Raw genomic sequence first — 12,864 nt, 5'->3', positions numbered from 1 at the left:
AAGATTAACATCAAAAATTCTTAGCTTATACAAACTCTTGAGTTTTAGCTAAATGTTGATAGTTGAAGATGAAGTGATTTATTGTTCTATCATCTTTACTTCAAATAGTATATTCAGTTTAGTGGTTAATTTTATTAATTGCAGCAACTTTACTTAAGTTGCTGCATAGTTTGTGAACCAGAAAATTATATAACAACTAGTCTTCTTCAGTTAAAGTCATTAACGAAGTATTACCACCCGATGCGGTCGTATCGATACTCACCGTTTTTTCTGTTAACAGTCGACTAATCAGCGTGTCATAATATTCACTGCTAATCACAGGTAAAATAGCACCACTTCTTGCAGCTAATTCAGTGTTCACAAAATCTTTTCTTTCACAACCACTACCAATTACAGCACCCGCTAAGTGTGGGTGAGCCAGAATCGCTTTAAGCTGATTCAATTTAGCCACTTGTAATATCCCTTCCGCCACCCCAGTTGCTAAAAATTTATTACGAAACTCAAGCGCTTCATTATGAAATAAATCAGAAACTACAGTAATAACAGTGTTTCCTGTCGCTAACGCAGTAATAATTGAGATTGCCCAAAAATTAAATGAGGTATCTTTATCAGCATAACAAACAACACAACCTCTAGGTTCGAGGTAAAGCTTATTGGATTCACCCGTTGGACCAGGCATGGTTTTTGGCTTTGCAAGTCGCTTCTCAATATTATTCAGCTGCATTCTGGCATCACTTAAGGTTTTAGCTAAATCATCAGCAAACTCATTAACACTTTCTACATTAGCAATTTTAGCAATTAACTGCCTCACCAATGAAACTCTTTGGTTTAAATCTGTTACTCGCCACTTTACTTCATCACGCTGTGAAAGTTTCATTAATAAATTAACGTTATCTTGCTCAGCAGATGAAATTTGAAAATCAACATTGTCAGGTTTTTCTTGAGTAGTTTGTACATTTTCTGGTGATGCTTTTTCTTTTACCAGACGTGTTAAATAGCTAGGCCCACCCGCTTTAGGTCCTGTACCAGAAAGTCCACGTCCACCAAATGGTTGTGCGCCAACAACAGCGCCTATCATATTACGATTGACATAAATATTTCCGGCTTTAGACGCTTTAGCTAAGTAATCTGCACGCGCTTCAATACGCGAGTGGATTCCCATGGTTAAACCAAAACCTGTACCATTAACTTGCTCAATCACATTATCTAGTTCTGTTCCTTTAAAACGAATAATGTGTACACAAGGTCCAAAAACTTCTTGCTTTAATACCGATAGATCTTTGATTTCATATAAGCGTGGTGCAAAAAAGAAGTGTTCAGTATCATCCATAAAAGGTATTTCACACTGGTAATGTAAAGTTGCTTTACCTTTTAAATACTCAACATGCTCATTCAATGCATCTAATGCTTTTTGATCGATCACTGGACCAACATCTGTCGATAGCATCGAAGGATCACCAACATGCAGTTCTTTTAATGCCCCTTTCAACATATTAACCACTTTGTCAGCGATTTCTTCCTGCAAAAATAAAACCCTTAGCGCAGAACAACGCTGCCCGGCACTTTGAAAGCCCGATGAAATAACATCATCTACAACCTGTTCAGGCAATGCTGTTGAATCAACAATCATACAGTTTTGCCCGCCTGTTTCAGCAATCAACGGTACTTGATTGCCGCCACGCTCAGCTAATGTTTGCGCAATTTGAGTACCAGTGTCTGTTGAGCCGGTAAACATGACTGCTTTTACTCGTTCATCAGGAATAATAATTTGCCCCACTTTGCTACCACGAGCAACCACAGCTTGAACCACATTTTCAGGCAAACCTACAGCTTGCATCAACTCAATGGTGCGTAACGCAATTAAAGTTGTTTGCTCGGCTGGTTTTGCAATTACTGTATTACCAGTAACCATTGCCGCAGCAACTTGCCCTAAGAATATAGCAAGCGGAAAGTTCCACGGACTGATACACAAAATAACACCTCGTGCTTCAAAACGTTCGTCTTGCGCTAATTCTTCAGCTCGCGCAGCATAGTAGCGGCAAAAATCGACAGCTTCTCGAACTTCATCAACACCATCTTGCGCAACTTTGCCAGCCTCTTTAATACACAGAGCAATTAATTCATCACGATGACGTTCAAGAATATCAGCAGTTCGCCTCAAAACATTAGCCCGCTCCTTAACCGGTTTAGCAGACCAATCGGCCAACGCACTTTCTGCATTATCAATCATCCAACGCATTTGCTCTTCGTCTTGATGAGTAATATAACCAATCACTTCGTTTCTATTTGCAGGATTACAAACCGCTTTCGATCCTTTAGGAACATTTTCTAACGAAAGCATATGATTCTTAACCCAGTTATCCAGATTTTCCTTCATAGGCGTAAGATGATTGATATCAGTTAAATCAACTCCTTTTGAGTTATCTCTTTCCGCACCATATAAATCAATCGGCATATTAATTTGAGGGTTAACTCTATCTTTCAGACTTTGAATTTTTTCTACCGGATCGGGTAACAATGACTCAACAGGTTTTGACTCATCAACAATGGCATTTACAAATGATGAGTTTGCACCATTTTCTAACAGTCGCCTAACTAAATAAGCTAATAAATCTTCGTGCTGTCCAACGGGCGCATAAACTCGGCATTGGACTTGATCTTGTCTTACAATTTGATCATATAAAGACTCTCCCATTCCATGTAAACGCTGGAATTCATATCCTTGATGCTCACCATTAGCTACTTCAAGAATAGTGGCTGCAGTATAGGCATTATGCGTCGCAAATTGCGGGAAAACTCTATCGCGCATTTCCATTAATTTAATGGCGCAAGCTTTATAAGAAACATCAGTAGCCGCTTTACGGGTAAAGACAGGAAAATCTTCTAAGCCATCTTGTTGCGTAGTTTTAATTTCCGTGTCCCAGTAGGCCCCTTTAACAAGCCTTACCATTAGTTTACGGTGAGTCCTTTGGGTTAACTCGCCTAACCAGTCAATCACAAAAATAGCTCTTTTTTGATAAGCTTGAACCGCTAAACCAAAACCATTCCAATCACCTAGCTCATCATCCAAAAATACTGATTCGATTATGTCCAAAGAAATATCTAAACGATCCGCCTCTTCAGCATCAACAGTAAAGCCAATATCATATTTTTTGGCAGCCAAAGCCAGTTCTTTTAATTTTGGAACCAGTTCATCCATTACTCTATGACGGTGGGTAAATTCATAACGTGGGTGTATTGCAGATAACTTAACAGAGATACCCGGGCTTTTTATTGGGCCACGCCCATTAGCGGCCTTACCAATCGAATGAATCGCTGACATATAGCTATCAAAATAACGATTAGCATCCAACATAGTGCGTGCGCCTTCTCCAAGCATATCGTAAGAATAAGCATATCCTTTTTCTTCTTTTTCAACGGCTCTTTCAATCGCCTCTCCTATTGTTCGTCCCATAACAAATTGTTTTCCCATAATTTTCATGGCAAATTGCACAGACTTTCGGATCACTGGCTCACCTAAACGACCAACCGTTCTTTTTAAAACGCCAAATTGTGACTCTTGAGTTTTATCAGAGTAATTCACCATTTTTCCTGTGACTAACAACCCCCAAGAAGAAGCATTAACAAATAATGAATCACTATTACCCAAGTGCGAACTCCAGTCACCTTTTGCCAATTTATCGCGAATTAAGCTGTCTTGGGTTTCAGAGTCGGGTACTCGAAGCAAAGCTTCAGCCAAACACATAAGTACAACACCCTCTTCTGATGACAGAGAGAACTCGTTCAGTAATGCATCAATACCACCTTGACCTTCTTGATCATCACGAATATTAACCACCATCTTACGCGCCCGCTCCCAAGCCCGGCTACGTGCACTCACCCCAACTTCAGCGAGTGGTAAAATATGATCAATTATTTGATTCTCATCAATACGATAAAAATCACGGATCTTTTGACGAATCGGACACTCAGTAACCAGTGATTCATTAAATAACATAAGAAAATCCTCAAACAATAATTTAGGCGGAATACGAATAAGTCAGCGAATTTTATAGAAATCACAGCAGAATGTGCTGGTGAATTTCATTAAATTACCGTAAATTACAGGGAATAATGAAAGCTTTACCGTAGAAAATACTGATCATGACAAATTCTAATAAAATCCGCACACTTGATAAGATAGATTTAGCAATTTTAGATGTTCTTCAATCAAATAGCCGAATTTCTAATGTCAATTTAGCCAAAAAAGTCAATTTAAGTGCCAGCCCCTGCCTCGATCGGGTCAAACGGCTAGAAGCTGAAGGCTATATTGAACGTTATGGTGCGGTTTTAAATGCTGCTAAACTTAAATTTGGTTTAACCGCCTATGTTGAAGTCACATTGGATAAATCGACCTCTGAGGTCTTCGATAATTTTTCTGAGCAGGTGGAAAGTATTAAGCAAATCACTGAATGTGATATGGTTGCAGGCGGCTTTGATTATCTACTTAAAATTCGCATTTCTGATATGGCAGAATATCGTGCGGTTTTAGGTCAAGTGGTTGATATTCCAGGTGTTGCTAAAAATCATACCTACGTGGTCATTGAACGAATTAAGATTGATAAAGGGTTACCGCTAAAATATTAAAGCCGCTATGAGTGCTTATAGTGAATGATTGAGTTCAATCTAAATTAATCGATAATTTTTTATTTAATTCAAATTCCCATACAAACTCGTAATCTTCTACCTCTATTCTTCTCTCATTCATCATACCAGGTATAAACTTAGCATGTCGTATGGCTCTTAAAATGGGTTCTTTAGGTAAATTAGCAGGCTCAACCTCTAAATGTGATATTTTCAATACTTTTCCTGAAGCAGATAAATGTAAAATAGCCTTAACCCTAGCTCTTTGGCTATTGGAATCGATTTCCTTGAGAAATACAGGTTCAACAATAAAAGATAGAGTAGGTTTTGTTGTTACACTTGGAATACAAGCAAAAGTATTCTCAGAAATTAAAAGAAGTATTAGGATTATTAACTTCATCAATTGATACATCAACACTTTATCTTTCACAATAATTTCTCTGATGAACAACTTTTACTTGAACACCAAGGCAGCACTCTTAACAAGGTGGATCAATTTTATTATCAATTGACGTATTAACACGAAACCAACCAGCCACAGAATATCTATCTCTACTGGCTGTTAACACCTCATGTGAAAATTCCTCACTTAAAAATACAACGATAGTCCCATAAAGCGGCACAACTTTTAAACCTTCTCTATCATGTTCATCACAATAAAGTACCAGCTCACCACCATCGGTATTACCCCATCCTGGATTTAAATAGGTGACAACTGATAACGTTCGATTCGCTTCACCACGAAAGGCATCTAAATGTCTTTTGTAATAATCTCCTGGTGAATAATGAGCAAAGTGACTTTCAAAAGAAAATAAACCTAAAAATAGTCTCTGGTTTAAGAAGTTTTGTAATCTTGACGTCCAATCAATCCATAAACTTCCGGCTTCTGACTCGCCAGTTATCCAACAAATTTCATCTGTTCTTACAAATTCATTTTTTAAGTAGTCTCCCCCACGTCCAATACCTGCGTCGCTATATTTATTTGCGCTTAAACTCAACTGGTGGGAATATAATGAACTCGCTATTGCATCTGGTAATGCGCTAGGACGAATACTATAACCTTGCTTTTCGATATCTTCGGCAATCAGTCCGAATAAGGTTTCATCGATTGTGTTACCGTCACTAGCTTTAGGTAATCTATTTAATTTAACCAACTCTATTATCCAACCTAATTTTGCAATTAACTCATAAAATTATTAAATAATATACCGCAAAATTTGATTAGCCTGAATATGACTAACCAAGCACCAATAGCAATATTTATTAGTTACGAATATTGAATGAAATAAAGCTTTAAAACAACTATTAATTATTAAGTTTAATATTTATTTTATAGTAAATACCTTACTTGACGGTAGACGTATCATCTCAATATCAACAATGGTTGTTTTAAAGCTTTGCACTATGCTTTGTAATTGCTTACTTGATAAACTGAGATTAATAGGTACATAAGTAATTTCTTCTGACTCAGCTTCAATTGCCGTCACCTCAACATTCAGTGGCGACACATTGGCCATTAAATCAATCCATTCTTTATTATCGCTGTCATATTTTTGTGTTCTTAAATAAAGAGTTTTATTGGCTGGCGTTTGCTGATTAATATGTTCATCTTCAATCATTGATTCGAGTGCATTCATTTTTTTATTCTTGGATTTAAAGGTTAAATCATATTCTGTGACTGGACTTCCAAATTGATCACGCAATCTAAAAATCAATTGCGAATGCCCTTCATATTGCTCTTGTTTATTCCATTCAATCAATGACCATTTAAATTTTTTGACTCGATTAAAAGTTTTTGACGTATTCGCTTTAAAGCTATCAATCGTTTTTTGATAGGATATTTCATCTGCTTCAGTACTAAGCGCTTTAACTACCATTGGTATAACCGCTTTACGATTTGACTGACCAGAAACAATACCAATATCATCACCAAAATGAGCAGTTTCATAAGCAATTGTAAAAGGTACTTCCTGACGATTTACACTTAGTCCTGACAAATCAAATTGATAGTTTTCATCTTTAAAGCTTTCATTATTTTTTCGTTTTTCTAAAATATTATTTATTTTTTTTATAGATAATTCAGTAATATTTTTTTTAGGTTTTATTTTAATCAAATTAAAATTTAAATTACAAGCGCTTGTTCTCACCGTATTATCTGAAGAGTCTTCTTTAACATAACGGATAGGGATTTGACGCATATACTTTAAAGTTTGAGAGCCAATTATACAAAATTCTTGAACACGATAGTCGCGATAAATATCATTATTTTCTTGTAAAAAATAGGAGTGTAAATCAATCGTTTTTGATGAACCAAATTCCAACTCTTCTAAAATATACTTACCCACGCCAGTTCCGCCAAATAAATAACGCCCCCAACGGGACAAGCGCCCTTGACCAATGTGTGCTAATCCACTACCAAAATTAGCGCCAGCTAAATGTACCAAATTATTGATAGGGCAAGGCTTTGGACTAAACATTTTAATCCAATTTCTAATAACTAATGCCCCTGTACTGTGGATAACAACATTAAAACCATCATTAAGCAAACTTTTATATTGGCTAGTTAAAGCCCGCTGCATCGCATAACTGACATCATCAAGCTTGACTCCATTACTCAAAGATATCCAACGACTTAAATTAATACTTTTTACATTACTTTCGCCAAACTCTTCTTTTAACAAATCTGGCAAATTACCATATATTTCGTTGATCGACGTATCTTTTCCTTCTGAAGAATATCCATGAATTAGTAATATTGGCTTCATCATTCTTTCCTTTTCTATGCGAGGAGCAATGTCTTATTGTAGCAGTCAACCCATTGCAAACAATTGTTATCATTATGATTCTGGTTCTATTATTAAAAGATGTCAACTTTGTTATGTATATAACATGATTATACTAATATCTATAAAATATTATTAAAACACGCTTTTGCTGAACAGGAAAAAAAGGTAAGCTCCTCTTGCAAACCTAAAAATACTATTTTAGTGATTTTTTGACATTATCATTAATTAATAACAGTGAGATTATAATCATAGGGTGAAGACAAACATGAAAACAAACATTATTAGCTTACTAATATTAAGCACTTTTGCAGGCTCGGCAATGGCACGAGATACAATCAGTGACTATTCAGTCGATGAGGCGATGTCAATAGAAAAAATTAAGCAGGCTGTAGGTAATGAAGTCAGCTTCTATTTTGGTAATAAAAAACCTAAAAAAATAAAAAAATCAATGGGTGAGTTTAAAACCAATAAAAAAACAAATGCTTTTGGAAAAAGTGATAAAGAGGCTTGCCAGTGGGCTTTTGCATCAGCAATGAAATCATTAAAGCAACGAGCGATTAAAGAAGGTGGTAATGCTGTCATTAATATAAAATCGAACTACAAAGGCACATTGACCTCTAGTGATACTAGTTTTCAATGTGGCGCAGGAAGTTTTGTTGCTGGTGTGGCTTTAGTTGGAGAAGTAGTAAAAATAGAAAAGTAAGAATCACTTTCAAAACCCTACAAAATTATTGTAGGGTTTTATTCTTCTTTTACTTGTATTTTTTCTGTACCGACTTTGATTTATTTTTAGCTTTTTCATTTGTTTTTCCAGAATGTACATATATCATAAATACACTCAACTAATCGAGCATAAATAATAAAACGCTTTACTCTGGGAGTTTTTTATCATTTAGTTTTTTTGCTGAAAAATAAAAAAGAAATGTGATAAAGATAGTCGCTAGTAAATAAGCAGGTAATGTTGTTTGCATCATCATGAGTGCGCTATCAACTCTTTGTTCTTCGTGCAAATAAGGCGTAGCTTGCATATTAAAAGAATAGTTATAAATTAAAAAATTTATAACTAATCTTAAAAGGATACCGGAGGTATTTTCTTTAGAGCTAAAAGCCCACTGGTCGGCTAGTTTTGATTACAACCGCCAACTCTTCTGCCAATAGAATATGCTTTTTTCCTGAATGAGACCAACATTTTTTAGCTTTAGTGCGTTTAACACAACTCCTGATTTAATAAAACAGTCACTTAGCATAATGGCACAGTAATCACTAAAAGGTTTATTACTGTCCTTTTGTTTATTAGTACACAGTGCTTTTATCTGATTTTTTATAGGATAATTTTTCCATAAACTTTAAAAGTTTATCATGTACTTACCAATATATTGCTTATTAATTTTTATATATTATCAAGTACATAATTGAAGAATCAGCCGAAGGCTCTCTTATATTTTTATTAGCAAATCCACAATAAAAACATCTCAAAAAATAATAAAACGAGTAACATTTACTTTGTTAAACCGACTAAACAAAGCCTTCACCTGTTAATCATTACTTATCTCTAATTTAGGAATAAAGCTTTTATTAAGCCGACAAAAATCTTAGTCGGTTATACCAGTTTATTTTCCGTGTAAGTTTCCGTTAAAAGCAAATATAAAAATGAAGATATTATTGTTTCAACAGAGGATAAATAGATTATCAGCGAAACTAACTGAATAATGATTCACACAAAATAGTGTAATAAAGGCGATGTTGTTAAACACTATATGCTCAATTATAAAGCAAATCGTATTCATACCATTGCTCCTATTCACTCGCTAGCAATTTTTCTTTTTACTTCAATTCATCATTGTAGACTTTCAATACACAAGTTATAGTAAGCTTTTATTACTTTTATCAGTTAAACCATGCCAATAAATGAGTAGTGAACATAATGATTATAGTAAAAAAAATGAAGTCGTCGCTTGTCATGAGTGCGATTTGCTAGTCAATATACCAACTATCGGTTTAAATTGTAGAGTGACATGTCCTCGGTGTGGATATGTGATAACACGAAATTTCAGCAATGCACAAACAAAAATTTTTGCACTATCAATAGCTGCACTTACTTTTCTTCTACTAGCAATACCTTTTCCTTTTCTTTCATTTAGTGCTCAAGGTAATGAAAGAAATATTACCCTTATCCAAAGTATACAAAGCATTGCAGAAACAGACTTTAATAGTATTGCTGTTCTAATATTAGCAACTACTATAATCATTCCAAGTTTATTTTTGTTAGGACTTATCTATGTCATGATATCATTGAAATGCCGATATTTATTGCCTTATACCAGCAACATACTTCGATTTTTATTTTCATTACTGAATTGGAATATGGCAGAAATATTTTTGGTTGCGATTTTAGTCAGTTTTATCAAAATCGCTTCACTCGCCAAACTGACCTTGGGTTTATCATTTATTGCTTATGTTTTATTTATACTATGTTTATCTGCCACTATAAGCCATTTAGATCAATATCAAGCATGGCGTTGGATTAAAACACATGAATAAAAAACGTCTAACCATTTCAGCGTCAAATAGTCAGCTTAAGAATTGTCATGTCTGTTTAACCTTACATCCCTTTTCAGATACACACTGTAAACTCTGCAAAAGCAAATTACATTCACGTAATAAAAATAGCTTACAAAATACAGTCGCCTGGTTAATTACTGGGTTCATACTTTATTTACCAGCTAATCTAATGCCCATTATGTATACCAATTTATTAGGACAAAAAACAGGTAATACCATTTTAGGTGGTGTTATTTCACTCTGGCAGCATGGCTCATATCCTGTGGCTGCTATTATATTTATTGCTAGTGTTCTTGTTCCGGTTGGAAAATTTTTTGCAATATCATGGCTATGTTTTGGTGTAGCAAAACAAAAATTTAATTCTCATCAAAAAAATATTGAACTCTATCGAGTGACAGAGTTTATTGGTCGTTGGTCAATGGTTGACGTCTTTGTTGTTGCTATATTAGTTGCTCTTATACAAATGGGTAATATAATGACTATTTTACCAGGTATTGCATCTATCGCATTTGCAGGTATGGTTATTGCCACCATGCTAGCAGCAATTAGTTTTGATCCCAGATTAATTTGGGATCCAATCAATCATAAAAAATAAAATATGGAATAAATACATGTCGTCAGAAGAAACCGCTGTAGAAGCGAATGTAGAACCGATAAAACGAATTTCTAAGGTTTGGTTTATTCCGATAGTTGCGCTATTAATTGGGGCTTGGATGATATTTTATACACTAAGTCAACAAGGGCCTTTAGTTACCATTTCATTTGAAAGTGCAGATGGTATAGAAGTTGGTACAACAAAATTAAAGTTAAGAGATATTACCATTGGTAAGGTCACTGATTTAAGATTAAATGAAAAGTTTGACGGTATTATAGTTTCCATTAGAATGAATAAAAATACAGAGTCACTGTTGAAATCAGATACCGAATTTTGGGTCGTTAAACCTCGCATTGGAACCAATGGAATTTCAGGACTGGGTACAATTCTTTCTGGCGATTACATTGAAATATCACCAGGTATCGAAAAAAAAGAAAAATATGATTTTGTTGGTTTAGAAACCCCACCAGTAACACCAGCAGGAACACCTGGAATACATATTACTTTAAACAGCGATGATAAATTTGCCTTTTCTCCTGGAGATCCTATTATTTACAAAGGCCTTAGTGTTGGTAAGTTTGAAGATGTTTACTTCAATTTTGAAGAACGTATTGTTTATTATAATGCATTTGTTAAAGCGCCTTATCACCGTTTAATTACTGAAAACACTCGATTTTGGAATGCCAGTGGTTTTACTTTAGACTTAAAAGCAGATGGTATTTCATTACAAACAGGTAATGTTGAAACTTTGCTAACTAACGGTGTTACGTTTGGAATACCAGAAGGCATGCCAAAAGGTCAACAAATTACTCAACGAGAATATTTTAAAGTTTATCCAAGCTATGAAGCAGCCAATGCTGAACGCTTTAAAAAATCCATTGAATATGTGGTGTTAGTTAGCAATTCTATCAGAGGTTTAAATGTTGGTGCTCCCGTAGAATATCGGGGTATTAATTTAGGTCATGTTGTTTCCACGAATATACATGAAGCCGATCACACAACGTTGCTTGAAGAAGCGGTCAAAATTCCTGTTTTAATTAGGCTACAGCCGGGCAAAGTTGGCTTTCCTGATAGTGATGTAGGACTTAAAAGTATGGATGCACAAATCCAACATTGGATCAAAGATGGACTTAAAGCCAGTTTAAAGACCGGCAATTTATTAACCGGTAGCCTTTTTATTGAACTTCAGCATTTTAATAACCTGCCAGTTAAAAAGTTAACCGCTTTTTCTGAAAATAAATATACCATTATACCAACGATGGAAGATGACTTTTCTCAAATTACCCGAAAGGCTTCAGTTTTTATGGATAAGTTAAATAAGCTTCCACTATCTGATTTATCTAAAAATACCAATACGCTGTTAAAAAACTTAACCTCTACAGTAAAAGAACTGGAAAACTCTAGCAAAAATTTATCAACATTATTAGCAAACGCGAATCAACAAAACTTACCTCAAAAAATTAATGAGGCACTTAATCAAATAACGCTAGCGACAGCAGGTATTTCTGAAGACTCTCAAGGCTATCAAGAACTAACAAAAACTTTAAAAGTATTACAGTCAACCTTGTATGATTTAAAACCAGTGCTAAAACAGCTCAATGATCAACCCAATAGTCTGATATTTGTGGGTGATCAAAAAGATGACATCGAGCCTAAAAAAGCGACTCAATCAGGAAGTAATCAATGAAAAAAATCATTATCTTTTTAACCGTATTATTTACTCTATATGGTTGTAGCAGTAATTCTGTAGATAAAACTCAATATTATTTATTAAATAATAATCCATTAAAAACAAAAAGTATTAACAATATTAATCATTCTAATACGCAAACCCAAAAAGCTATTTATTTAAATCGTATTGTTTTACCCGATTATTTACTACAACCCAGATTAGTAATGAAAATATCAACTAATCAGCTACATTATGCTCAGTATCATTTATGGGCAGAAGCTTTAGAATCAAGTATTCCAAAAGTAATCATAAACAATCTAAATCAAAACTCTGAAAGTTATTATTTGACTCAAACAAATCAATATTCTATGGATCATCAAAATTTAACCATTCAAATTGATCATTTTTATCCAACACATGAATCTAAAGTTATTTTATCAGGCCAGTATTGGTTAGCAAATCAGAACCAAATACCTAAAAATGCTACTTTTTATTTTGAGAAACAACTCTCTCAAAATGGCTATGCTCACGCAGTTTCGAGTATGCAATTATTACTTGATGAATTAACTCAGCATTTATCTCAGTTTTTAACTCAACTCAAATAACCAGTTTAGTTTTAGACAATA

The 12,864-nt window shown here is 34.6% G+C and carries 10 protein-coding genes; 6 read left to right on the top strand and 4 right to left on the bottom strand.

Annotated features, from left to right (window positions below; genetic code table 11):
• Nucleotides 1-196: 196 nt before the first annotated feature.
• Entirely contained in the window at nucleotides 197-3,997 is a 3,801-nt protein-coding gene (putA, locus tag ACT5E3_RS00670) for a bifunctional proline dehydrogenase/L-glutamate gamma-semialdehyde dehydrogenase PutA (protein ID WP_444996395.1), read from the bottom strand.
• A gap of 146 nt (nucleotides 3,998-4,143) precedes the next feature.
• On the opposite strand from putA, the gene ACT5E3_RS00665 reads away from it, so the two are divergent.
• Nucleotides 4,144-4,626 carry a winged helix-turn-helix transcriptional regulator gene (locus tag ACT5E3_RS00665; protein ID WP_444996394.1) on the top strand — a complete coding sequence of 161 codons (483 nt, stop codon included), beginning with the start codon at nucleotides 4,144-4,146 and terminating at the stop codon, nucleotides 4,624-4,626.
• 34 nt (nucleotides 4,627-4,660) lie between these two features.
• Here ACT5E3_RS00665 and ACT5E3_RS00660 read toward each other — a convergent pair whose 3' ends face one another.
• The 3 genes from ACT5E3_RS00660 to ACT5E3_RS00650 all read right to left on the bottom strand — a co-directional run bounded on the left by ACT5E3_RS00660 (nucleotide 4,661) and on the right by ACT5E3_RS00650 (nucleotide 7,391).
• Nucleotides 4,661-5,053 (bottom strand): hypothetical protein, encoded by a 393-nt coding sequence (locus tag ACT5E3_RS00660; RefSeq protein WP_444996393.1) that lies wholly within the window; start codon nucleotides 5,051-5,053, stop codon nucleotides 4,661-4,663.
• A gap of 49 nt (nucleotides 5,054-5,102) precedes the next feature.
• Nucleotides 5,103-5,777, bottom strand: a complete 675-nt coding sequence (locus tag ACT5E3_RS00655) for a 2OG-Fe(II) oxygenase (protein WP_444996392.1) — start codon at nucleotides 5,775-5,777, stop codon at nucleotides 5,103-5,105.
• 171 nt (nucleotides 5,778-5,948) lie between these two features.
• Complete coding sequence (locus tag ACT5E3_RS00650) at nucleotides 5,949-7,391, bottom strand: hypothetical protein (protein ID WP_444996391.1); 1,443 nt, start codon at nucleotides 7,389-7,391, stop codon at nucleotides 5,949-5,951.
• A 283-nt stretch (nucleotides 7,392-7,674) separates the two neighbouring features.
• Between ACT5E3_RS00650 and ACT5E3_RS00645 the strand changes: the two genes are divergently transcribed.
• From ACT5E3_RS00645 to ACT5E3_RS00625, 5 genes are all read left to right on the top strand, one after another.
• Nucleotides 7,675-8,112, top strand: coding sequence for an excinuclease ATPase subunit (locus ACT5E3_RS00645; protein WP_444996390.1), 438 nt, complete (start codon nucleotides 7,675-7,677; stop codon nucleotides 8,110-8,112).
• Between the two features lie 1,205 nt (nucleotides 8,113-9,317).
• Nucleotides 9,318-9,950 carry a paraquat-inducible protein A gene (locus ACT5E3_RS00640; RefSeq protein WP_444996389.1) on the top strand — a complete coding sequence of 211 codons (633 nt, stop codon included), beginning with the start codon at nucleotides 9,318-9,320 and terminating at the stop codon, nucleotides 9,948-9,950.
• Nucleotides 9,943-10,566: a paraquat-inducible protein A gene (locus ACT5E3_RS00635; RefSeq protein WP_444996388.1), complete on the top strand. Its 624-nt coding sequence runs from the start codon at nucleotides 9,943-9,945 to the stop codon at nucleotides 10,564-10,566. The genes ACT5E3_RS00640 and ACT5E3_RS00635 overlap by 8 nt, the downstream gene beginning before the upstream one ends.
• 16 nt (nucleotides 10,567-10,582) lie before the next feature.
• Nucleotides 10,583-12,253 carry an intermembrane transport protein PqiB gene (gene pqiB / locus ACT5E3_RS00630; protein WP_444996387.1) on the top strand — a complete coding sequence of 557 codons (1,671 nt, stop codon included), beginning with the start codon at nucleotides 10,583-10,585 and terminating at the stop codon, nucleotides 12,251-12,253.
• On the top strand, nucleotides 12,250-12,843 hold the full coding sequence (locus ACT5E3_RS00625) for a PqiC family protein (RefSeq protein WP_444996386.1): 594 nt from the start codon (nucleotides 12,250-12,252) through the stop codon (nucleotides 12,841-12,843). The genes pqiB and ACT5E3_RS00625 overlap by 4 nt, the downstream gene beginning before the upstream one ends.
• Nucleotides 12,844-12,864: the final 21 nt, after the last annotated feature.

The sequence above is a fragment of the Aliikangiella litoralis genome, from assembly GCF_052495765.1.
Note: the sequence above shows the minus strand (reverse complement) of the source record. Positions and strands in the feature narration are given on the sequence as shown.